Below are 22,787 nucleotides of genomic sequence, written 5' to 3' on the forward strand. Positions count from 1 at the left end.
CGACCCGACGGTGGAACAGCATCCGACTCGCGCGCCGCGATTCTCCCGAGCCGCATAGCCGCCGCTGGGATAATCGCGCCATGACCACCGCGCGCACCCGTCACGTCGGCTACGGAATCTGGCTCATCGTCGCCGCGGTACTCGGCTGGTGGGCGGCGTTCCAGCTGACGATCGAGAAGTTCTACGTGCTCGAGAATCCGGGCGCGACGTCGAGCTGCTACGTGAGCGTCATGCTGCAGTGCGACAAGAACCTCGGCTCGTGGCAGGGCGCGGTGTTCGGCTTCCCCAACCCGCTGATCGGCGTGACCGCGTGGATGGCCGTGCTGGTGATGGGCGTCGCCGTGCTCGCCGGAGTGCGGTTCCCGCGCTGGTTCTGGGCTCTGTTCGGGGTCGGCGTACTCGGCGCGGTCGTCTTCGTGTGCTGGCTGATCGGTCAGAGCATCTACAACCTGCACACCCTGTGCCCGTGGTGCATGGCCACCTGGGCCGTGACGATTCCCACGTTCTTCGCCACGGCGGTGCATCTCGCACGCAACGGCACCTTCGGGCTCTCCGCAGCGGCACGCGAACGCGCGGGGCGTCTCATGGTGTGGGTGCCGCTGGCGACGATCCTCGCCTACGCGATCATCATCGCCATGGCGCAGCTCGCCGGCCTCGACCTGCTCGGCGAGGTCGTCGACATGGTCTTCTGACCGCACAGACGCGAGATCGCACACACGCGAAGAGGGACGCCCGATCGGGCGTCCCTCTTGCCGTCTGCGGTCCGTGCTCAGTCGAACCAGATGCTGAGCTCGCGTGCTGCGGACTCGGGGCTGTCCGAGCCGTGCACGAGGTTCTGCTGCACCTTCAGGCCCCAGTCGCGACCGAAATCGCCGCGGATGGTGCCGGGCGCGGCGGTGGTCGGGTCTGTGGTTCCCGCGAGGGAGCGGAAGCCCTCGATCACGCGGTTGCCGGCGAGGCGGATCGCGACCGACGGGCCCGACATCATGAACTCGAGCAGCGGCTCGTAGAAGGGCTTGCCCTCGTGCTCGGCGTAGTGCGCGGCGAGCCGGTCGCGGTCGGGCTCGACGAGACGCAGGTCGACGAGCGAGTAGCCCTTCGCCTCGATGCGGGCGAGGATGCCGCCGGTCAGGCCGCGGGCGACGCCGTCGGGCTTGACGAGGACGAGGGTTTCTTCAGTGGCCATGTCATTCGCTCTCTGTGTGAGGTTCTGCCGGCGGGCCCGCCGGCCGCTTTCGGTCGATGCGGGCCCCACCGATCGTCGCATACGCCCACATGCCGCCGAAAATCAGCACGACGAACGCGATCGCCGGCACGAGCAGCGCGCCGAGGGCGATGATGACCTGCAGTGCCCATCCGGCGGGGATCGCCCACGGCTTCGCGATGGCGCCGGCTACTGCGATCAGCGCGATCGCGACGACCACTCCGGCGACGACCCCCCACCACGGCGGGATGCCCGCGGGCAGCGCCCTGAGCCCGAAGATCACGAGGCCGGCGAGCAGGGCGCCGATCGCCTCGAATCCCAGCACGATCGACCCGAGCTTCTGAACCAGAGTGCGCGAAGGGCGGGCCGGTCGCGCGGCGCGGGCGCTCATGCGCGCCACCCCGACTTCCAGTCCTCCTCCTCCGAGAGCAGCAGGGCTTCACCTGCCAGCACGATGGAGCCGGCGATGACGACGGCACGGCGGTCGGCCGACGCCGCCCATTCACGCGCCGCGTCGACGGCGTCAGCGAGGGTGGGATGCACGCTCGCGCGGCGGCCGCGCTGCTCGACGAGGTCGGCGATGGCATCCGCATCCGCTGCCCGATCGGAGTCGGGAGCCGTCGCGAACACCTCGGCGACCTGCGGCAGCAGCTCATCGACGATGCCCGCCGCGTCCTTGTCGGCGAAGACGCCGAGCACGAGCCCCCACTCGTCGAAGTCGAAGCTGTCGTCGAGCGAGCGGGCGAGTGCCGCGGCGCCGTGCGGGTTGTGCGCGGCATCCACGACCACGGTCGGCGCGATGCCGACCAGCTGCAGACGCCCCGGTGACGTCGCGTTCTGCAGCCCGTCGGCGAGGATGTCGCCGACGATGCGCTGCGACGCGCCGCCGATCAGGGACTCGACCGCGGCGACGGCGAGAGCGGCGTTGTGACCCTGGTGCGCGCCGTACAGCGGCAGATACTCGTCGATGTACTCGCCGGCGAGGCCGCGGATGCCGATCAGCTGGCCGCCGACGGCGAGCTTCTGATCGCTGAGCCCGAAGTCCTCGCCCTCGACGGCGATCGTCGCGTCCTGCTCGGCCGCGACACGACGCAGCACTGCGGCGACCTCGGGCTTCTGCTCGGCTGAGACGACGGCGGCGCCGGTCTTGATGATGCCTGCCTTCACCTCGGCGATCGCCTCGATGGTGTCTCCGAGACGGTCGGCGTGGTCCATGTCGATCGGCGTGAAGACCGCCACGTCGCCGTCGGCGGTGTTGGTGGAATCCCACGACCCGCCCATGCCGACTTCGAGCACGAGCACGTCGACCGGTGCGTCCGACGCCGCGACGAACGCGAGCACGGTGAGCAGCTCGAAGAACGTCAGCGGGGCGTCGCCCGCCGTCTCGAGCTCGGCGTCGACGATGCCGATGAAGGGCTCGATCTCGTCCCAGGCGTCCGCGATCGCCCCGTCGGCGATCGGCTCGCCGTCGATCATGATCCGTTCGGTGAAGCGCTTCAGGTGCGGGCTGGTGAACAGCCCCGTGCGCAGCCCGTGCGAGCGCAGCAGGCTCTCGATCATGCGCGCGGTCGAGGTCTTGCCGTTCGTGCCCGTGATGTGCACCACGCGGTAGGTGCGCTGCGGGTCGTCGAGCAGGGTCAGGATGCGGGCGACCCGCTCCTTGCGCGGCTGGACCCACCGCTCCCCCGCCCGTTCGAGCAGCTTCTCGTAGACGACGTCGGCCCGCTGGGTGTCGCTCACTGCTGTCCTCCGATCCTGCTCACGGCGACAGTGAAGTCGCCGCGATTGGCGTACGTGCCCTTGGGGATCACGGCGCTGAACTCGCTCTCGGCGAGCGCATCGTCCGCGCCGAGCAGGGTGTGCTCGAGAGCAAGGGTCTCTCCCGCGACATTCGCGACATGGAACGCCCCGTTCACGGCATCCCCGTCTTCCACGTCGTCGAAACGCAGAGTGAGGCGGATCCGGTCGCTCACGTCGAAGCCGGCGTTCTTTCGGGTGTCCTGCACCGCGCGGATCACGTCGCGCGCGAGACCCTCGGCCTCCAGCTCGGGGGTCGTGGCGGTGTCCAGCAGCATGAATCCGCCGCCGGGCACGAGCGCCAGAGCCTCGCCCTCGGGGCGTCCGGAGGTCTCGAGCACCAGGTCGTACTCGTGCGGCTCCAGCACGATGCCGTCGGCGGTCACCACGCCGTTCTCCTCGGTCCAGAAGCCCTCCTTCGCGGCACGGATGACCTTCTGCACCTCCTTGCCGAGGCGAGGGCCGGCTGCGCGGGCGTTGACGCTCAGGCGGTGGCTGATGCCGTAATCGGATGCCGTGGTCTCGGCGAGCTGCACGAGCTCGACGCTCTTCACGTTGAGCTCCTCGCGGAGGATGCCCTCGAACTGCGCGAGATCGGCGGCGAGCGGCGACACGACGGTGAGGCGGGCGAGCGGCAGGCGCACGCGCAGCTTCTGCTTCTTGCGCAGCGCGTTGCCGACGCTGGAGAGCTCGCGGACGGCGTCCATCGCGTCACGCACGTCGTCGGCAGCGGGGAACGCGTCGGCATCCGGCCAGTCGGTCAGGTGCACGCTGCGCCCGCCGGTGAGTCCCTGCCACACCCGCTCACTGATCAGCGGCACGAGCGGCGCCGCGACGCGCGTCAGCGTCTCGAGCACGGTGTACAGCGTGTCGAAGCAGTCGATCTGGGTCCCTGAGCTTGTCGAAGGGTCCCAGAAGCGGTCGCGCGACCGGCGGATGTACCAGTTCGTGAGCACTTCGGCGAAGTCACGCAGACGCGCGGATGCCGTGGTGGAGTCGAGGCCCTCGAGGTCGGCGCGCACCTCGCGCACGAGGTCGCCGAGGCGCGCGAGGATGTAACGGTCGAGCACATCGGTGCTGTCGGTGCGCCAGGTCGCCTCGTATCCTCCCGCAGCCCCTGAGCCTGCTTGGGCCCCTGAGCCTGCTTGGGTCCCTGAGCCTGTCGAAGGGCCCGCCGCCGCATTGGCGTACGTCGCGAAGAAGTACCACGAGTTCCACAGCGGCAAGATGAACTCGCGCACACCCGCGCGGATGCCCTCCTCGGTGACCGCGAGGTTGCCGCCGCGCAGCACCGAACTCGACATGAGGAACCAGCGCATGGCATCCGACCCGTCCCGGTCGAGCACCTCGCTGACGTCGGGATAGTTGCGCAGCGACTTCGACATCTTGTAGCCGTCGCTGCCGAGCACGATGCCGTGGCAGCTCACGCCGGTGAACGCCGGGCGGTTGAACAGCGCGGTCGAGAGCACGTGCATCACATAGAACCAGCCGCGAGTCTGCCCGATGTACTCGACGATGAAGTCGGCCGGCGAGTGCGAGTCGAACCAGTCATGGTTCTCGAACGGGTAGTGCACCTGTGCGTACGGCATCGAGCCCGAATCGAACCACACGTCGAAGACGTCCTCGATGCGGCGCATCGTGCTCTTCCCGGTGGGGTCGTCGGGGTTCGGACGGGTGAGGTCGTCGATGTACGGCCGGTGCAGGTCGACCTCGCCCTCGGGGTTGCGCGGGAGGGTGCCGAAATCGCGTTCGAGCTCTTCCAGCGATCCGTACGCGTCGACGCGGGGGTGCTCGGGGTCGTCGCTCTTCCAGATCGGGATGGGCGAGCCCCAGTACCGGTTGCGGCTGATCGACCAGTCGCGCGCGCCCTCGAGCCACTTGCCGAACTGGCCGTGCTTGACGTTCTCGGGCACCCAGGTGATCTGCTCGTTGTTCGCCAGCAGGTCGTCCTTGATGTCGGTGACCCGGATGAACCAGCTCGAGACGGCCTTGTAGATCAGCGGGTTTCGGCAGCGCCAGCAGTGCGGGTAGGAGTGCACGTAGCTCTGCTCGCGCAGCATCCGGCCCGCCGCGCGCAGCAGACGGATGAGCGGGGTGTTCGCATCCATCCACAGCTGTCCGGCGACGTCGGTGACAGAGGGCAGGAAACGCCCGCCGTCATCGAGCGAGATGATCGTGGGGATGCCGGCGGCGTTCGTCACCCGCTGGTCGTCCTCACCGTAGGCCGGCGCCTGGTGCACGATGCCGGTGCCGTCGGTGGTGGTGACGTAATCGTCGACGAGGATGCGCCAGGCGTTCTCGGTGCCCCAGGTCTCGGCATCCGCGTAGTAGTCGAAGAGCCGGTCGTACGCGACGTCGGCCAGCTCCGCGCCGAGCACGCTCTGCTGCACCGCGGCGAGCGCGTCGTCGGCGGACTCGTAGCCGAGGTCCTTGGCGTACCCGCCGAGCAGGTCGCGGGCGAGCAGGTAGCGGTGTGCGTCGCTCTCGGCCGGGTCGTCGCCCGGCACGATGTCCGCGGCGCCGTTCGGCCCGCCGGGCAGCACGACGTACTCGATCTCGGGGCCGACGACGAGGGCGAGGTTGGTGGGCAGGGTCCACGGGGTGGTCGTCCACGCGAGGGCGCGGACGGCGGTGAGGCCGAGTGCCTCGGCCTTGGCGCCGACCAGCGGGAAGGTCACGGTGACCGACGGGTCCTGACGGTCCTTGTACACGTCGTCGTCCATGCGCAGCTCGTGCGCCGACAGCGGGGTCTCATCGCGCCAGCAGTACGGCAGCACACGGTAGCCCTCGTAGGCGAGGCCCTTGTCGTAGAGCGTCTTGAACGCCCACAGCACACTCTCCATGTACCCGAGATCGAGGGTCTTGTAGCCGCGCTCGAAGTCGACCCAGCGGGCCTGGCGGGTCACGTAGTCCTGCCACTCGCGGGTGTAGGTGAGCACCGAGTCGCGCGCCTTCGCGTTGAAGACGTCGATGCCCATCTGCTCGATCTCGCTCTTCTCGGTGATGCCGAGCTGCTTCATCGCCTCGAGCTCGGCGGGAAGGCCGTGCGTGTCCCAGCCGAAGACGCGATCGACCTTCTTGCCGAGCATCGTCTGGAAGCGCGGGAAGACGTCCTTCGCGTAGCCGGTGAGCAGGTGCCCGTAGTGCGGCAGACCGTTGGCGAAGGGCGGGCCGTCGTAGAAGACCCATTCATCGGCGCCCTCGCGCTGCGCGATCGAGGCGCGGAAGGTGTCGTCGGCCCTCCAGAAGTCGAGCACCTCGCGCTCGATCTCGGGGAAGCTCGGACTGGGGGTGACGGCGGCAGGGCCGAAGGCGGACTGGGTCCCTGAGCTTGTCGACGGGCGCGGGTAGGTCATGTTCGTCTCGCAGTGATCGTGTCGGATGCTGCTGCGAGGACGACCCGTGCTGACGCGCGGACCGCGGTACCACCTCACGTGCTCCCGACCGCTCGGCCGAGAACCACTCTCACTGCGGCGATGACGGGCCTGCCCCGCTCGGTTCTAGTAGCCTCCCCTGCTCAGCAACCCCCTGGGTCACTGAGCCTGTCGAAGCGTTCTTCCGAGAGCTCCCCGGTGATGGCCGGATCAACGCGTGTACGTACAGTCTACGCCAGAGCCGTCAGCTCACCCGGTGATATCCGTACAGGTCGTCCTGCGCGCCGTTGATCCACACGTCCGGCTCCGCGATGCGGATCGTTCGCGCGTACGACTCATCGACGACGGATGCCGGGAAACCGGCATCCGACAGCCTCTCGGCGAGCGCGTCGAGATCACCCTCGGCGAGGAAGCTCAGCCCGATGCCTGCGCCGGATCCCTCGCTGCGACCCGAAGCCGAGTGCACGCCGACCGTGCCGCCGCCGGCGGCACGCATCTCGACCCACCCGCCGCGGTCTGCGGCGATGTCGGCGCGCAGTCCGAGCGCGGTGAGGATCTCACACGCCTCGTCGACGTCGTCCTGAAACCAGATCGGCTGCACCGAGACCGCCCCGGCCGTCGCGCGCGTCCCCGCCGAAGCGCTGATGACGACACCGGATGCTGCGCGGATGACGAGCAGGTCGCCGACCCCGTCCAGATGCGTTCGCTCGACCTCGCGCCCCGCGAGCGCCCGCTCGGCAGCATCGAGGTCGTCGACGAGCAGGTGCAGATCGCACGTGCCGTCGGCATGGTCAGGCGTCTCGGCGTGCACGGCGAGCACTCCCCCACCGTCGAACTCCGCCCAGCCGGCTTCGGGCGGGAACGACCCCGCCAGCCCCAGCGCCGCGGCGAGCGCGTGCCAGCGAGACTCATCGCGGGTGTACACGATCTGCTGCACGGTGCTGGTCACCGCTGTGCCTTTCGCCGTCGGGCCGGCCTGCTCAGCACCGGCCTGCTCAGCACTGGCCTGCTCTGCACTCATCACGACTCTCCTCCATCCAGATGTGCTCGCAGGGCGCGCTCGACGAGAGCCGACAGGCTCGAGCCGTCATCCACGGCACGATGTTTCACCGCACGCACCAGGTCCCGCGGCAGGTACACGTTGAACTGCACCTTGGGTTCGTTTGCTTGCATGCTAGCAATGTAGCACTATGCTCATCTCGCCTCAATCAGCCGCCCGCTGCCCCGTGCGTTCGAAGCGCGCGATCAGGTCGAGGGCGCCAGCAGCAGATCGGCCAGCCTCTCCAGCGCGTCCCGGCCGGTGAGCTCGCCCGGGATCAGGGGGACCTCGATGATCGGCGAGCCCGGCACCTGCTCGCGCACCTGCTCCAGCTGCACGTCCTCGGCCGCGCGTCGTGCGCTGAGCAGCGGGCCCGCATCCGTCGGGGAGCGACGGTTGGCGATCAGTGCGGCCACGTCGACCTTCAGGGTGCGCAGCACGCCGACGACGTCGAGCGTCTCGGCGACCGGCAGCGCCTCGGCGACGAACGCGACGACGAATCCGGTCCGCGCCGGGTCGGACAGCGCGGTGCCGAGCGCATCGAAGCGCGCACGACGCAGCTCGAGAGTGCGTCGCAGGGTCGCCTCGGATTCGGCCTGCACATCACCGCGACCGGTCAGCCCCCGCATCGCCGCCGCGTATCGCTCCGAGCGATCCCGGTTGCGCAGCAGCGCGTCGGTCCATCCCGCCAGCTGGCCGGGCAGCGCGAGCAGTCGCAGGGTGTGCCCGGAGGGCGCGGTGTCGAAGACGACCAGGTCGTAGTCACGGCGTCCGAGCTCGGCGAGTTCGGCGATCCGCTCCAGCACGGCGGCCTCGTGACTGCCGGGCGCGATGCGCGCCCGCTCCAGATGCGCGCGCGCCGAGCCGTGCTGTGATTCGGGCAGCAGACGCAGCATGGTCTGCTGCACCGCCGCGAGGTGACGATCCACCGTCGCCCCGGGATCGATCTCCACGCCGTGCAGCGCGCCGCCGTTGTCGAAGCGCGCGAGCCGCGTGGTCTGATCCCCGATCGTGCGCCGCCAGAGATGCCCCAGGCTGTGCGCCGGATCGGTGGAGACCACGAGCACCCGTGCCCCGGTGCGCGCCCGCCCCAGCGCCAGTGCGCTCGAGAGCGACGTCTTGCCGACGCCGCCCTTGCCGCCGACGAACAGCAGATCGCGCTGCAGGATCTCTAGCAGCATGAGACGTGATCCAGAGGTGAGCGCGGCATGCCCATCCGGCGGTGCCAGCGGTGGAAGTCGCCGGCCACGAGCGGCATGAGCTCGACGCTGTAGTACGCGGCAGGATCAGGCACCCCGAGCGCCTCGCCGAGGACGATCAGCGTGAACAGGTCGTCTGCATCGCGCTGCTCGCGAGCGAGCATCTGACGGTAGGGACCTGCGTAGTACTCCGCAAGACCCCGGCTGAAGGCGGCCCAGCGCGCGCGCAGCCGCTGGACCGCCTCAGTGCGACGCATCGATCAGACCTCCTCGCGCACCGCCTCGAGCCGGGCGTCCGCGTCCTCGTGCTCGGGCTCCTCGAGTGCGGCGCGACGCATCGCGAGCACCGCCTCCACGGCGACCCAGACGCTCGAGGCGATGATGATGACATCCAGCGCGAACAGCAGCCAGTCCGCCTTCGCGGGATCGGCGAACGACGCGAGCTGCTCGATCGCCGCCCAGAACGACAGCACGAAGACGATCACCAGCGGGATCAGCGCCGGGAGAGGGTTGCGGCGCTTGCGGATGAGCATGACCGCGATGATCGACAACGTCAGCGAGGCCATCAGCTGGTTCGTCGTTCCGAACAGGGGCCAGATGCGCAGACCGCCGTCGCCGCCGAGGCCCTGCGAGAAGGTCAGCCCGAGACCGACCACGACGACGACGATCGTCGCGGGCACCTTCGTGATCCGCAGCTTCACCGAGTCGCCGATTTCCTGCACGACGAAGCGCAGCAGGCGCATGCCGGTATCCATGGTCGTCGCCGCGAACAGCACCGCCATGGTGGCGAGCACCGTGGCGCTGAGCGAGGCGGGCAGCCCGATGCCCGCCTGCATCAGCGCACCGCCACCGGTCACGAAGGCTCCGACGCCGCCCGCGCCGAACGCGCTGTACACCTCGTCCCACTCGGCGACCGTGCGGAACCCCGCGATCACCGCGAGGATCGTTCCGAGCGACAGCAGCCCCTCGCCGACCGCGCCGAAATAGCCGACGAACCGGGCATCGGTCTCCTTGTCGAGCTGCTTCGAGCTCGTGCCGGACGAGACCATGCCGTGGAATCCCGAGATCGCACCGCACGCGATGGTGACGAACAGCAGAGGCACCATGCTCGGCGTCCCCTCGGGAACGGCCGTGTTGATCGCGGGCGCGACGATCTCGGGTGCGGCTCCCGAGAAGAGCGTCGCGGTGAGCACCGACCCGAACAGCAGGATCAGCCCGACGAAGAGCTGCACGCCGTTGATGTAGTCACGCGGCTGCAGCAGCACCCACACAGGCAGCAGCGAGGCGATCGCACCGTAGACGAACAGCGCCAGGATCCAGAAGGTGGCCGGCCCCATGCCGAGGAAGTCCTCGGGCAGCACGACCGGCATCCGGTCGCCCAGCACGATCAGCGCGTACAGCGTGACGACGCCGACGATGGTGACGGGCAGCAGCGGCCAGCGCAGCCGGTACACGGCGATGCCGACGAGCAGGGCGACCACGATCGCTCCCCAGGTCGGGATCACCGCGCTGGGCGTCGAGATCAGCAGGTTCTTGATGACCACGGCGAATGCGGCGATCACCATCAGCAGCAGCAGGAAGATCACGACGAGGAAGAGGCCGGCACCCCGCTTGCCGATGTAGCGCGCCGACAGGGCGCCGATCGATCGGCCCTTGTTGCGGGTCGACGCCCACAGCGCTCCGAGATCGTGCATGCCGGCGAAGAACACCGTGCCGAGCGTGACCCAGAGGAAGGCCGGAACCCACCCCCAGATCACCGCGATGGCAGGTCCCACGATCGGCGCCGCGCCGGCGACGGAGGTGAAGTGGTGGCCCCAGAGGATGAACTTGTTCGTCGGCACGTAGTCCACGCCGTCGTTGAGCTCGTGAGCGGGGGTGGCGAACGACGCGTCGAGTCGGTAGACCCGGTTGGCGAGGTATCGCGAGTAGAACAGGTACCCGACGGCGAAGATCGCCAAGCCGATGGTCATGAGGAGAACGGGAGTCATTGTGAGCTTCCTTCCGGCAGCGGCCTCGTCGTCGCTGCTGCGCCCCACCCTAGCGAACCTGGGATTCCGCTGGGAGCAGACGCGCCTTCCGTGCCGGCTCCGCTGCTCACCGTCCGGCGGCGAGCAGCTCCCGGGTGAACGGATGCTGCGGCTCGGCGAACACGTCGGCCACTCGTCCCTGCTCGACGATCACCCCGTCGCGCATCACCAGCACGTCGTCGCACACCGCGGCGATCACCGCGAGGTCGTGCGAGACGAACACCATCGTGAGCTGCCGCTCGGTCTGCAGGCGCGCGAGCAGGTCGAGCACCCGGCCACGCACCGTGGGGTCGAGAGCCGAGACGGGTTCGTCGAGCACGAGCACCTGCGGGTCTGCGGCGAGCGCGCGGGCGATCGCCGCGCGCTGACGCTGCCCGCCGGAGAGCTGCCGTGGGCGTCGACGACCGAGAGCCTCGTCGAGTCCCACCTCCGCGAGCAGGGCAGCCGCCGCGCCGGGGCGCTCGCCGCGAGGGACACCGGCGGCCTGCAGCGCCTCGGCGATCGACCTGCCGATCGTCCACCGCGGGTCGAGCGCACCCAGCGGGTTCTGGTGCACCAGCTGCACCCGCTGCGCCCTCGCCCATTCGATCGATCCGCTGTCGGGGCGGTCGACGCCGATCAGCATCCGCGCGAGGGTCGTCTTGCCCGAGCCCGACTCGCCGACGATGCCGAGGGTGCGTCCGGATCCGAGGCTGAACGATGCGCCGACCACGGCCGGCCGGTCGAACCGCTTCGACACGTCGCGCGCCCGCAGCAGCGTCTCGCCCGGCTCGCGGGTCGGTGTGCGCGGGCGCGGGGCGCTCGCCTCGACGAGCGCTCGGGTGTACTCGTGGCGCGGTGATGTCATGACCTCCGCGACCGGTCCGTGTTCGACGATGCGGCCCTCGCGCATCACCAGCACCCGGTCGGCGACCTTCCGCACGGCCGCGAAGTCGTGGCTGATGAACAGCACGGCCCGTCCGTCATCGGCGATCGAGCGCAGCAGCGCGAGGATGCGCGCCTGCACGGTGGCATCCAGCGCCGTCGTCGCCTCGTCGGCGACGAGCACGGCGGGATCTGCGGCGAGCGCCGACGCGATCAGGGCGCGCTGACGCATCCCGCCCGACAGCTCGTGCGGGCGGCTGCGGGCCCTGCGCTCCGGCTCGGGGAGGGCGACGGATGCCAGCAGCCGCACGACCTGCTCCTTCCGGCGTCCGGGGTGCAGGCGGTGGATCTCCATCGGCTCGGCGACCTCGCGGCCGATCCGGCGCAGCGGGTCGAGGGCGGCCAGAGCGTCCTGAGAGACCAGCGCGATCCGCCGGCCGCGCAGGGATCGCCACGAGGACTCGCTCAGGCCGGAGGCCTCCATGCCGTCGATCCGCAGATCGTCCGCCGCCATGCGGGCACCGGCGGGCAGCATCCCGAGCAGGGCACGGGCGGTGAGCGACTTGCCGGCACCGGACTCGCCGACGATCGCCACGCACTCCCCCGCGGCGACGTCGATGTCGACCCCGTCGACGACGGCGCGTCCGTCGATTGCGATCCGCAGCCCGCGCATGTGCACCGCACTCATGCGCGCCTCCCCTCGGCTCGGGCACGCAGAGTCCGGCCGATCACGGTCGCGCTGATCACGGTGAGCGTGATGGCGAGCCCCGGGAACACCGAGATCCACCAGGCGCGACCGAGCACGTTCCGCCCGCCCGACAGCATGAGCCCCCACTCCGGAGCCGGCTCGGAGGGGCCGAGGCCGAGGAAGCTGAGACCGGCGGCGGCGAGGATGCTCGAGCCGATGCCGATCGTGGCGAGCACGCTCAGCGAGCCGAGCACCCCGGGCGCGACGTGCCGGGTGAAGGTGCGCACCGGACCGACGCCGAGGATCCGCGCCGCCTCGACGTGCTCGGCGATGCGCAGCGTGCGGGTCTGTGTGCGGGCGAGGCGGATGTACACCGGCACCGCCGCGATCGTCACCGCGATGGCGACGTTCACCGCGCCCGGGCCGAGCACCGCCACCACGATCAGCGCGATGAGGAACTCGGGGAACGCGAGCAGGATGTCGGTGACGCGCATCGCCGCCGCATCCACCACCCGCGGCGAGACGCCCGAAAGCGAGCCGAGCACGAGACCGGCGAGCACGGCGAGCACCGTCGCCAGCAGGCCGATGCCCACCGAGCGACCCGCACCGTGCACGACGCGGGAGAACACGTCACGTCCGGACTGGTCGGTGCCGAACAGGTGCGCCGCTCCCGGCGCCTCGAGCGCCGCCCGCACATCGGTGCGCAGCGGGTCGTGGGTGGCCAGCACGTCGGGGAAGACGGCGGCGAGCGCGACCACCGCGAGGAACGCCACGGCGCACCCCAGGCCCACCCGGCGCGTGATCATCGGCGCTCCTCGAGGGTCGGCGCCTCGAACACGCCCGTCCGCGCGCGCAGCCTCGGGTCGATGATCGGATGCAGCAGCTCGACCGCCGCGTTCACGATCACGAACACGAGCGCGCTGAGCATGATCACGCCCGCGACGACCGGAAGGTCGCGGTCGACGATCGCGGTCAGCGTCACCCGCCCGAGCCCCGGCCGCGCGAAGACGGTCTCGACGAGCACCGCTCCGCCGAGCAGCGAGCCGATGAGATACGCGGTGAGGGTGAGCGCGCCCGCCGCACCGTGGCGCAGCGAGTGCCGCAGCACGAGGCGGGACGGCCCGGCGCCGCGGGAGCGGACGGTCTCGGCGAACGGCTGCCGCTCGGCTTCGTCGATGCCGTCGCGCAGCACCTGGCTGATCAGCGCCGACACCGGAAGGGCGAGCGTGAGCGCCGGCAGCACGACGGTCGCGGGGCTGCGGGTGCCCGCCACGGGGAACCATCCCAGCCCGAACGCGAAGACGGCCAGCAGCACGATCCCGATCCAGAACACCGGCGACGACAGCACGATCAGCTCTCCTGCGACCAGCACGGCCCGCGCGACCCCGCGGCGTGCGAGCAGCGCCACGGCGAGCGCGATGAGCACCGCGATCAGCAGCGCCAGCGCGGTGAGCTGCAGGGTCGGGGCGAGCTGCCTGCCGATGACCTCGCTCACCGGCATCCGGAGCTGATACGACGTCCCCAGATCGCCGCGCAGCAGTCCGCCGATGTACGACAGGTACTGCTCGAGGGGCGGGCGGTCCAGGCCGAGCTCGGCGCGCACACCGGCCTTCACCGCCTCGCTGACCTTGGCCTGCGGGCCGAGCATGACCGAGACGGCGTCGCCCGGGATGATCCGGAACGCCAGGAACGCCACCGTCGCCGCGCCCCACAGCACGAGGGCGGCGGACGCGGCGATCCCGGCGAGCCGGGTCAGGGCGCGCCGCACGTCAGCGGCTGACGCTCGCGTCGTAGAACAGCGGGCGCCCGTACAGGTCGTACTCCAGTCCCTGCACGCCGGTCGCGGATCCGGTGATCAGCGACGAGACGTACAGCGGCACGATGGCGACGTGCTCGGCGTTCCACTGCTGCAGCTCGGTGTAGATCCTCGCCCGCTCGTCGGTGTCGGAGGACGACAACCCGCGCTCGAGCAGGTCGTCGACGGCGGCGTCGCTCACCTGCGAGGCGTTCTGGAAGCCGTCGGTGCCCAGGTGACTGCGCAGCAGGTCGGCATCGACACCCGAGAAGTCCCAGTCGGTGAGGTCATAGGTCTTGGGTCCGTACTGCTCGTTGTAGGCGGCCGGCTCGAGCTTCTCGCGGACGATCTCGAAGCCGACGTCCTTCAGATCCGACTGGATTGCGTTCGCGAGCGCCGTGCGGTCGTCGGAGATCGGTGTCCAGGCGATCCAGCGGGCCGAGAGACGCCGGCCGTCCTTCATCCGGATGCCGTCGGCACCGCGCTCGGTCCAGCCGGCCTCGTCGAGCAGGGCGTTCGCCTTGTCGGCGTCGAACGGCCAGCTGCCCTCGAGGCTCTTGTCGTAGCCGGGGGTCGTCGGGCCGAGGATGCTCCACGCCCGCGGGAACTCGCCGAAGAAGATCTCGTCGACGGCGGCGTCGATGTCGATCGCCAGCGAGAACGCCTGACGCACCCTCTGGTCGGCGAACACGCCGTGCTTCTCGTTGAGGAACAGCGAGTACGGCAGGCCCGGGTACTCCCTGGCGGTGACGGTGACGTCGTCGCCGAGGTCGGAGACGACGTTCGGCGGCAGCTGGGTCGCGACGTCCGCCTCGCCCGACGAGAGCACGCCGGCGCGGACGGATGCCTCGGGCAGCAGCTCCACGCGCAGGGTCTTGATCTTCGGAGCCGTCGCGCCGTCGGGGCCCCAGGTGTAGTCGTCGTTGCGGGTGTAGACGATCTCCTGGTCGGCGGTGTACTCGCTGAGCACGAACGGACCCGTGCCGACGGTGACGTCCGGCCCGCCCGCGGCGAGCTGGTCGGCGGACTTCTCGAGCACCTTCGGCGACCAGAAGCCGAGCTGCGCGGTGCTCGCAGCCTGCAGGAAGGGCGCGTACGGCTGGGTGAAGCGCACCTCGACGGTGTGCTCGCCGGTGACCTCGGTTCCGGCGTACAGCTCGCCGCCGAGCATGCTCGCGGCCTGCGCCGATTTGGTGGCGGGGTCGACGATGCGGTCGAAGTTCGCCTTCACCGCTGCGGCGTCGAACGCGGTGCCGTCCGAGAACGTCACGTCGTCACGCAGGTCGAAGGTGTAGGTCTTCCCGTCGTCGGAGACCTGCCAGCTCTTCGCGAGCCACGGCGAGAACGACCCGTCGGCCTCCTGGAAGACGAGCGAGTCGAGCACCTGCCGCTGCACCATGCCCGATACGTCGAGCTGGCTCGTCTGCGGATCCATGTGGCCGGCCGACAGGTTGGCGCCCTCGATGGCCCAGACGAGTTCGGCGTCAGAGCCGCTCGCATCGCCGGCCGGCCCTGCGCAGCCGCTGAGCAGAAGGGCGGATGCCGTGGCCAGGGCTGCCAGCGGCAGAAGGCGACGCACGGGGAAGGAAGGCATACGGGAACCTCGATGAGTGCGGGTGAAGGGGAACGCTCCATCTTATCGGCGATTGTTGGACGGAGTCGATCTAGGGATGGTCACGCGACCACCGGTAGACTCGCCGGACAACCCACACTCAGGCACGCTCACACAGTGCCGCACACATCGCTCGAGGAGTCCGCCATGTCCACCATCCCCGACAAGCCCGCGCTCGAAGGCCTCGAAGCGAAGTGGGGTGAGCGGTGGTCGGATGAGGGCACCTTCCTCTTCGATCGCGCCCGGGCCACGGCATCCGGACGCGACAGCGTCTACTCGATCGACACTCCTCCGCCGACGGCATCCGGCAGTCTGCACATCGGGCACGTCTTCTCGTACACGCACACCGACATCAAGGCGCGCTTCGAGCGCATGCGCGGCAAGAACGTGTTCTACCCGATGGGCTGGGACGACAACGGCCTGCCCACCGAGCGCCGCGTGCAGAACTACTACGGCGTGCGGTGCGACCCCACGCTGCCCTACGACCCCGACTTCACGCCTCCCTTCGAGGGCGGCGACAACAAGTCGTCCCGCGCCGCCGACCAGCAGCCGATCAGCCGCCGCAACTTCATCGAGCTGTGCGAGAAGCTGACCGTCGAGGACGAGAAGCAGTTCGAGGCGCTGTTCCGCCAGCTCGGCCTCAGCGTCGACTGGACCCAGACCTACCGCACCATCTCCGACGACACGATCCGCCAGAGCCAGCTCGCGTTCCTGCGCGGACTCGAGCGCGGCGAGGCGTACCAGTCCCTGGCGCCGACCCTGTGGGACATCGACTTCCGCTCGGCGATCGCCCAGGCCGAGCTCGAGGACCGCGAGCAGCAGGCCGCCTTCCACCGCGTCGCATTCCGCAAGAGCGACGGGTCCGGCGACATCCACATCGAGACCACCCGCCCCGAGCTGCTGCCCGCCTGCGTGGCTCTCGTCGCGCACCCCGACGACGAGCGCTACCGGCCGTACTTCGGCAAGACCGTGCGCACCCCGATCTTCGACGTCGAGGTGCCCGTGCTCGCGCACCACCTCGCCCAGCCCGACAAGGGCTCGGGCATCGCGATGATCTGCACCTTCGGCGACGTGACCGACATCATCTGGTGGCGCGAGCTCGATCTGCCGAACCGCACGATCCTCGGCAAGGACGGCCGCGTGCTCGCCGACGCGCCCGAGGCGATCACGTCGGACGCGGGCCGCGCCGCGTATGCGGAGCTCGCCGGCAAGACCGTCTTCAGCGCCCGCAAGATCATCGTCGAGCAGCTGCAGGCGTCGGGCGACCTGCTCGAGGTCGGCAAGCCCTTCAGCCACGCCGTGAAGTTCTTCGAGAAGGGCGACCGCCCGCTCGAGATCGTCTCGACGCGCCAGTGGTACATCCGCAACGGCTCCCGCGACCCGCAGCTGCGCGAGCAGCTGCTCGAGAACGGCCGCGAACTGAGCTGGCATCCCGACTTCATGCGCGTGCGCTACGAGAACTGGGTGGGCGGCCTCACCGGTGACTGGCTCGTCTCACGTCAGCGCTTCTTCGGCGTGCCGATCCCCGTCTGGTACGCCCTCGACGAGAACGGCGAGCGCGACTACGACCGCGTGCTGACCCCGTCGCCGGCGAGCCTGCCCATCGACCCGACCACCGACGTGCCGGAGGGGTACACCGAGGATCAGCGCGGCGTGCCGGGCGGATTCGACGCCGAACAGGACATCTTCGACACCTGGGCGACGTCGTCGCTCACCCCGCAGCTGGCCGGCGGCTGGCAGCGCGATGAAGAGCTGTGGAGCACCGTGGCACCGTTCGACCTGCGCCCCCAGGGCCAGGACATCATCCGCACCTGGCTGTTCTCGACGATGCTGCGCTCGACGCTCGAGGATCAGCGCTCACCGTGGCGCAACGCCGCCATCAGTGGCTTCATCGTCGACCCCGACCGCAAGAAGATGTCGAAGTCGAAGGGCAACGTCGTCACGCCCGCCGACATCCTCGACAAACACGGCTCCGACGCGGTGCGCTACTGGTCGGCCTCCAGCCGCCTCGGCATGGATGCCGCCTTCGACCCGCAGAACCCGACCCAGGTGAAGATCGGTCGGCGGCTCGCGATCAAGATCCTCAACGCGGCGAAGTTCGTGCTCTCCTTCCCCGTGCCTGAGGGCGCGCAGGTCACGCACGCGCTCGACGCGTCGATGCTCACCGCTCTCGACCAGGTGGTGCGCGAGGCGACCACGGCGTACGAGAACTACGACCAGGCCAAGGCGCTCGAGGTCACCGAGGCGTTCTTCTGGACGTTCTGCGACGACTACCTCGAGCTCGTCAAGGAGCGCGCGTACGACCAGACCGACGTGAATCAGGCCTCGGCCGCGCTCGCCCTGCGCCTGGCGCTGTCGACCCTGCTGCGCCTGCTCGCCCCGATCGTGTCGTTCGCGACCGAGGAGGCGTGGTCGTGGTTCGAGGAGGGCTCGATCCACACCGCCGCGTGGCCCGAGCCGCTCGGCATCGACGGTGACGCCGCCGTGCTCGCCACCGCCAGTGCGGCCCTGATCGGCATCCGCCGGGCGAAGACCGAGGCGAAGGCGTCGCAGAAGACCCCGGTCGCGTCCGCGACCGTCGCCGCGCCCGCGGAGAGGATCGAGGCGCTGCGCGCCGCGGCCGACGATCTGCGGGCCGTGGGCCGGATCGCCGAGCTGTCGTTCGCCGAGGCGGACGAGCTGGCGGTCACCGCCATCGAGCTGGCACCGGTGGAGGGCTGATCATGCAGCTCGGCACGAGGTGGGAGGCCGGCACCCAGCCGCCGGACTCCGTCCCCGAAGCGCTGCGCCCGGCGATCGCCGAGGTCGAGGCGCAGCTGCCGAATGGGTCCCTGAGCCTGTCGAAGGGCCACTGGACCCTCACCTGGCTCGAGGGACGCCCGATCGCGGAACTGGATGCCGGGTGGGAGGTCTTCCTCACCGCATCCGGCGAGGTCGTCGCCCGCCCCTTCGAAGACTGACTCTCCTCTCCCGCCATCTCAGGGGCGGGATCAGCGGTGCGTGATCCCGAGCGTCGCGAGAAGGTGGTCGACCTCGCGCGGGTCGTGACGTCTGGTCTGCTGCTGACGAAGCAGGTCGAGCGCGAGCTCGCGGCGCTCGGCTCGAGCGGCGATGCGCCGCTCGACGTGACGGGTGAGCGCTGCGGCGATCTGCTGCAGCAGACGCTCGAACGGTGTGGGCGAGACGAGGCGAAGAGTCGCTGTGGACATGGTCACTCCTGGTTCATCGTGCCGCGGCTGTTCGCCACGGGAAGATCGAAGACCTCGGCGCGCAGCGACACGCGCCGGGTTCCGGGCAGCGATTCCTGCCCGCGATAGCGCTCGACCGCCGCATCGACGACTGCGGTGAGCTCCTGCTGCAGCGCGGCCATCTGCTCGGCCGTGATGTCGAGCGTGGTGGTCATGATGAGGCCGGCATCCCGCCATCCCTCGGGCTGCTCGGACTCGGGACGATTGACGTAGTCCATCAGCGTCTGATGACGCAGGCGGAGGAACTCCGTCGTGACGATCTGGGCCGCAGCGCGGTTCGACGGAGACATCGCCTCTGCGGGTCCCGGCATGTTGATGCGCCCCTTGGGCCGCTCCCACCACCGCTCACGAGCCGTGCCGCGGTCCGGCACCTCCCGGATGAGGTCGTGCGCGGCCAGAGCGCGCAGGTGGTAGCTCGTCGCACCCGAGGTCTCGCCGATCAGTGCCGCCAGAGTGCTGGCGGTCTGCGGACCGCGCTCGCTGAGCAGGTCGTAGATCCGCACCCGCAGCGGATGCGCGAGGGCTTTCAGCGCACTCGGTTCGAGGGTGCGGCCCGGAGCGTCGTTGGTGGTCATGGATGCAAAGATACTCTTGCAAATAAACCTTTGCAAGGGTTTCTTTGCATCCGATGGTCGCGCCGGCGCCGGCGCTACTAGCCCGGCGCGGTCAGCTGACCGCCGCCCGCGCCGCGACGAAGGCGGCCACGCAGCGCTCGACCTGCTCGACGGTGTGCGCCGCGGAGAGCTGCACGCGGATGCGCGCCTTGCCGCGCGGCACCACGGGGAAGCTGAAGGCCGTCACGTACACGCCCTGGCGCTGCATCTCGTCGGCGATGCGCGCGGTGAGCGCGGCATCGCCGAACATCACCGGCACGATCGGGTGCTCGCCCGGCAGCAGGTCGAAGCCCTTCTCGGTCATCCGGCGGCGGAACAGCTCGGCGTTCCCGGTCAGCCGCGCGCGCAGATCCGCCGAGCCCTCGACGAGATCGAGCGCGGTCAGCGTGCCCGCGACGATCGCCGGCGCCAGGGTGTTCGAGAAGAGATACGGCCGCGAGCGCTGGCGCAGCAGCGCGACGATGTCGCGGTGCGCGGCGACATAGCCGCCGGAGGCGCCGCCGAGCGCCTTGCCGAACGTGCCGGTGTAGATGTCGACTCGGTCCGCGACGCCGCACAGCTCGGGCGTGCCCCGGCCGTTCTCGCCGACGAAGCCCACCGCGTGCGAGTCGTCGACGAACACCAGGGCGTCGTGGCGCTCGGCGAGGTCGCAGATCTCCCGCAGCGGGGCGATGTAGCCGTCCATCGAGAAGACGCCGTCGGTGACGATGACGCGGAATCGGGCATCCGCCGCGGCGGTCAGCTGCTCCTCGAGATCGGCCATGTCGCGGTTGCGGTAGCGCAGCCGGCGCGCCTTCGACAGCCGGATGCCGTCGATGATCGAGGCGTGGTTCAGCTCGTCCGAGATGATCGCGTCGTCGGCGGTGAACAGCGTCTCGAAGACGCCGCCGTTCGCGTCGAAGCACGAGGAGTACAGGATCGCGTCGTCGGTGCCGAGGAAGGCGGCGAGGCGCCGCTCGAGCTCGAGATGCTGCTCCTGCGTTCCGCAGATGAAGCGCACGCTCGCCAGGCCGTATCCCCACTCGTCGAGGGCGCGGCGGGCGGCGTCGAGGATGCGCGGGTCGTCGGCCAGGCCCAGATAGTTGTTCGCGCAGAAGTTGAGCACCTCCTGCCCGCCCGTGACGATCTCGGCCTTCTGCGGTCCGCTGATGCCGCGCTCCCGCTTGGTGAGTCCCGCCTCCTCGATGCCGGCGAGCTCGGCCTGCAGGTGATCCTTGAATGTCGCGTACATGACAGCTCCTTACAGCTCGGTTCTCACAGCTCGGTTCTCACAGCTCGGTCCAGTCGAGGATGATCTTGCCCGTGCCGGCCGACTCGGCGGCGGCGAAGCCGCGCTCCCAATCCCGTGCGGGGATCACGTCGGCGATCACGCGGGTGATCGATTCGCGCAGGGTCGCGCTGGTCTGCAGCATGGCGCCCATGGCGTTCCAGGTCTCGAACATCTCGCGCCCGTAGACGCCCTTGATCGTGAGCATGTGGGTGACGAGCTTGCCCCAGTCGATGTCGAAGCCCGCGCTGGGAAGTCCGAGCATGGCGATCTGACCGCCGTGGTTCATGTTGTCGATCATGGCCGGAAGCGCCGCGGGCGCGCCGCTCATCTCGAACCCGATGTCGAAGCCCTCGCGCATTCCGAGCGCACGCTGCGCCTCGCGGATGTCCTGGCGCGAGACGTCGACGACCGCGTCGGCGCCCATCTGCGTCGCCATCTCCAGCCGCGGCGCACTGACGTCGGTCGCGACGATGAACCGCGCGCCGGCGTGGCGGGCGACCGCGATCGACATGAGGCCGATCGGGCCGCATCCCGTGATCAGCACGTCCTCGCCGATCACCCGGTACATCAGCGCGGTGTGCACGGCGTTGCCGAGCGGATCGAAGATCGCGCCGAGCTCGGGCGTCACGTCGTCGTGATGCACCCAGACGTTGGTGGCGGGAAGGGAGAGGTACTCGGCGAAGGCGCCGTCGCGCTGCAGGCCGAGGCCGATGGTGCGGATGCACATCTGCCGGCGTCCCGCGCGGCAGTTGCGGCACGTGCCGCACACGATGTGCCCCTCGCCCGACACACGGTCGCCGATCGAGATGTCGTGCACCATGTCGCCGACCTCGACGACCTCGCCGTAGAACTCGTGCCCGGGGATCAGCGGCGTCTGGACCGCGGACGCGGCCCAGTCGTCCCAGCGGTGGATGTGCAGATCCGTGCCGCAGATGCCCGCGCGCAGCACGCGGATGACGACCTCGCCGGCGCCCGCCACCGGATCGGGTCGGTCGACGAGCTCGAAGCCGGCGCGCGGCGCGCTCTTGAACAGTGCCTTCATGCTTCGATCTCACTCCACTCGACCTTGTAGAGCAACGACGTCTTTCTGCACGGTTCGTTAAGTTCTGCTGAAACTAGGATGGGGGCGTGGAACTCCATCAGCTGCAGATCCTGCGCGAGCTCGGCGCCCTCGGCAGCGTCACCGCCGTGGCCGATGCGCTGCGCGTCACGCCGTCGGCTGTCTCGCAGCAGCTCGCCGCGCTGCAGCGCGGCGTGCGCACGCCGCTGACCCGCCGCCAGGGGCGCACCCTCGTGCTGACCGCTGCGGGTCGGGTTCTCGCCGAGGCGGGCGGCGCCGCACTCGACGCCATGGCCGCCGCCCGCGGGGCGCTGGAGGCGTTCGAGCAGGATGCCGCGGGGGTGGTCACGGTGAGCGGATTCCACAGCGCCGGTCAGGCTCTGTTCGGTGCGCTGCTGCGCGACCTCGCCGAGAGCGACTACTCGCCGACCGTGCAGCTGACCGACGAGGACGTCGCGCAGAGCGAGTTCCCCGCGCTCACCGCACGGTACGACCTCGTGCTCGCGCATCGCATGGAGCATTCCGAACCCTGGCCGTCGCAGGGCGTGCGCAGTCTGACCCTGGTGCGCGAACCGCTCGACGTGGCGGTCGCGACGTCGCATCCGCTCGCCGATCGCTCGTCGGTGTCACCGTCGGACATCGCCGCCGAGCGCTGGGTGACGAGCCGGATCGGCTACTCGCCCGACGACGTGCTGGGGGCGATCGCCGCCGTGGCGAACGTCGCTCCGCGGGTGCAGCATCGCATCAACGACTACGGGGCGGTGGCCGCCGCCGTCGCCGCGGGCGACGTGGTCGGGCTGCTCCCCCGGTTCACCTCACGCAGCGTCGACGACAGCGAGATCGTGCGGATCCCCCTGCTGGGTGTGAGCACGCATCGGCTGATCGACGTGCTGGCCCGCCCCGAGACCCTGCGCCGACGCAGCGTCCGGCTGGTCGTCGAAGGACTGCAGCGAGTAATGGGCCGGCTCAGCCGCTGATGGTGTGATCATAGACTCG

Annotated in this window: 21 protein-coding genes; 4 read left to right on the forward strand and 17 right to left on the reverse strand. The window is 69.9% G+C overall.

The window, feature by feature from the left end:
- Nucleotides 1-80 precede the first annotated feature (80 nt).
- Nucleotides 81-692: a vitamin K epoxide reductase family protein gene (locus ACWIDW_RS03565; RefSeq protein ID WP_454122993.1), complete on the forward strand. Its 612-nt coding sequence runs from the start codon at nucleotides 81-83 to the stop codon at nucleotides 690-692.
- A gap of 77 nt (nucleotides 693-769) precedes the next feature.
- Here ACWIDW_RS03565 and ndk read toward each other — a convergent pair whose 3' ends face one another.
- The 13 genes from ndk to ACWIDW_RS03630 form a co-directional block, all read right to left on the reverse strand.
- The gene (gene ndk, locus ACWIDW_RS03570) at nucleotides 770-1,186 is read right to left on the reverse strand and encodes a nucleoside-diphosphate kinase (protein WP_452321183.1); all 417 of its coding nucleotides are present in this window, start codon (nucleotides 1,184-1,186) and stop codon (nucleotides 770-772) included.
- 1 nt (nucleotide 1,187) lies between these two features.
- Entirely contained in the window at nucleotides 1,188-1,595 is a 408-nt protein-coding gene (locus ACWIDW_RS03575) for a DUF4233 domain-containing protein (protein WP_454122995.1), read from the reverse strand.
- Nucleotides 1,592-2,944, reverse strand: a complete 1,353-nt coding sequence (locus ACWIDW_RS03580; protein ID WP_454122997.1) for a bifunctional folylpolyglutamate synthase/dihydrofolate synthase — start codon at nucleotides 2,942-2,944, stop codon at nucleotides 1,592-1,594. The genes ACWIDW_RS03575 and ACWIDW_RS03580 overlap by 4 nt, the downstream gene beginning before the upstream one ends.
- Nucleotides 2,941-6,357 carry an isoleucine--tRNA ligase gene (gene ileS / locus ACWIDW_RS03585; RefSeq protein ID WP_454122999.1) on the reverse strand — a complete coding sequence of 1,139 codons (3,417 nt, stop codon included), beginning with the start codon at nucleotides 6,355-6,357 and terminating at the stop codon, nucleotides 2,941-2,943. The genes ACWIDW_RS03580 and ileS overlap by 4 nt, the downstream gene beginning before the upstream one ends.
- A gap of 262 nt (nucleotides 6,358-6,619) precedes the next feature.
- Complete coding sequence (locus ACWIDW_RS03590; RefSeq protein WP_454123001.1) at nucleotides 6,620-7,396, reverse strand: hypothetical protein; 777 nt, start codon at nucleotides 7,394-7,396, stop codon at nucleotides 6,620-6,622.
- Nucleotides 7,396-7,548, reverse strand: a complete 153-nt coding sequence (locus tag ACWIDW_RS03595; protein ID WP_413634174.1) for a ribbon-helix-helix domain-containing protein — start codon at nucleotides 7,546-7,548, stop codon at nucleotides 7,396-7,398. Before ACWIDW_RS03595 ends, ACWIDW_RS03590 begins: the two co-directional genes overlap by 1 nt.
- 72 nt (nucleotides 7,549-7,620) lie before the next feature.
- Nucleotides 7,621-8,595 carry an ArsA family ATPase gene (locus tag ACWIDW_RS03600; protein ID WP_454123003.1) on the reverse strand — a complete coding sequence of 325 codons (975 nt, stop codon included), beginning with the start codon at nucleotides 8,593-8,595 and terminating at the stop codon, nucleotides 7,621-7,623.
- Entirely contained in the window at nucleotides 8,586-8,870 is a 285-nt protein-coding gene (locus tag ACWIDW_RS03605; RefSeq protein ID WP_313356935.1) for a cory-CC-star protein, read from the reverse strand. The genes ACWIDW_RS03600 and ACWIDW_RS03605 overlap by 10 nt, the downstream gene beginning before the upstream one ends.
- 3 nt (nucleotides 8,871-8,873) lie before the next feature.
- Nucleotides 8,874-10,601 (reverse strand): carbon starvation CstA family protein, encoded by a 1,728-nt coding sequence (locus ACWIDW_RS03610; RefSeq protein WP_454123005.1) that lies wholly within the window; start codon nucleotides 10,599-10,601, stop codon nucleotides 8,874-8,876.
- A gap of 106 nt (nucleotides 10,602-10,707) precedes the next feature.
- On the reverse strand, nucleotides 10,708-12,192 hold the full coding sequence (locus tag ACWIDW_RS03615) for an ATP-binding cassette domain-containing protein (protein ID WP_454123007.1): 1,485 nt from the start codon (nucleotides 12,190-12,192) through the stop codon (nucleotides 10,708-10,710).
- Nucleotides 12,189-12,998, reverse strand: coding sequence for an ABC transporter permease (locus ACWIDW_RS03620; protein ID WP_454123009.1), 810 nt, complete (start codon nucleotides 12,996-12,998; stop codon nucleotides 12,189-12,191). The genes ACWIDW_RS03615 and ACWIDW_RS03620 overlap by 4 nt, the downstream gene beginning before the upstream one ends.
- Entirely contained in the window at nucleotides 12,995-13,960 is a 966-nt protein-coding gene (locus ACWIDW_RS03625) for an ABC transporter permease (RefSeq protein ID WP_454123011.1), read from the reverse strand. The genes ACWIDW_RS03620 and ACWIDW_RS03625 overlap by 4 nt, the downstream gene beginning before the upstream one ends.
- Nucleotide 13,961: 1 nt before the next feature.
- Nucleotides 13,962-15,581 (reverse strand): ABC transporter substrate-binding protein, encoded by a 1,620-nt coding sequence (locus ACWIDW_RS03630; protein WP_454123013.1) that lies wholly within the window; start codon nucleotides 15,579-15,581, stop codon nucleotides 13,962-13,964.
- Between the two features lie 165 nt (nucleotides 15,582-15,746).
- Here ACWIDW_RS03630 and valS point away from each other — a divergent pair, with 165 nt between their 5' ends.
- Nucleotides 15,747-18,320, forward strand: a complete 2,574-nt coding sequence (gene valS / locus ACWIDW_RS03635; protein WP_454123015.1) for a valine--tRNA ligase — start codon at nucleotides 15,747-15,749, stop codon at nucleotides 18,318-18,320.
- A gap of 2 nt (nucleotides 18,321-18,322) precedes the next feature.
- On the forward strand, nucleotides 18,323-18,559 hold the full coding sequence (locus ACWIDW_RS03640; RefSeq protein WP_454123017.1) for a hypothetical protein: 237 nt from the start codon (nucleotides 18,323-18,325) through the stop codon (nucleotides 18,557-18,559).
- A 30-nt stretch (nucleotides 18,560-18,589) separates the two neighbouring features.
- On the opposite strand, the gene ACWIDW_RS03645 is transcribed toward ACWIDW_RS03640, so the two are convergent.
- From ACWIDW_RS03645 to tdh, 4 genes are all read right to left on the reverse strand, one after another.
- The gene (locus ACWIDW_RS03645; RefSeq protein ID WP_454123019.1) at nucleotides 18,590-18,808 is read right to left on the reverse strand and encodes a hypothetical protein; all 219 of its coding nucleotides are present in this window, start codon (nucleotides 18,806-18,808) and stop codon (nucleotides 18,590-18,592) included.
- A 2-nt stretch (nucleotides 18,809-18,810) separates the two neighbouring features.
- Entirely contained in the window at nucleotides 18,811-19,422 is a 612-nt protein-coding gene (locus tag ACWIDW_RS03650; RefSeq protein WP_454123021.1) for an ArsR/SmtB family transcription factor, read from the reverse strand.
- Between the two features lie 91 nt (nucleotides 19,423-19,513).
- Complete coding sequence (locus ACWIDW_RS03655; RefSeq protein ID WP_454123022.1) at nucleotides 19,514-20,692, reverse strand: glycine C-acetyltransferase; 1,179 nt, start codon at nucleotides 20,690-20,692, stop codon at nucleotides 19,514-19,516.
- Nucleotides 20,693-20,729: 37 nt separating this feature from the next.
- The gene (gene tdh, locus ACWIDW_RS03660; RefSeq protein ID WP_454123024.1) at nucleotides 20,730-21,773 is read right to left on the reverse strand and encodes an L-threonine 3-dehydrogenase; all 1,044 of its coding nucleotides are present in this window, start codon (nucleotides 21,771-21,773) and stop codon (nucleotides 20,730-20,732) included.
- Between the two features lie 86 nt (nucleotides 21,774-21,859).
- On the opposite strand from tdh, the gene ACWIDW_RS03665 reads away from it, so the two are divergent.
- The gene (locus ACWIDW_RS03665) at nucleotides 21,860-22,768 is read left to right on the forward strand and encodes a LysR family transcriptional regulator (protein ID WP_454123026.1); all 909 of its coding nucleotides are present in this window, start codon (nucleotides 21,860-21,862) and stop codon (nucleotides 22,766-22,768) included.
- Nucleotides 22,769-22,787 lie beyond the last annotated feature (19 nt).

Source organism: Microbacterium sp. NPDC055312, from assembly GCF_053645675.1.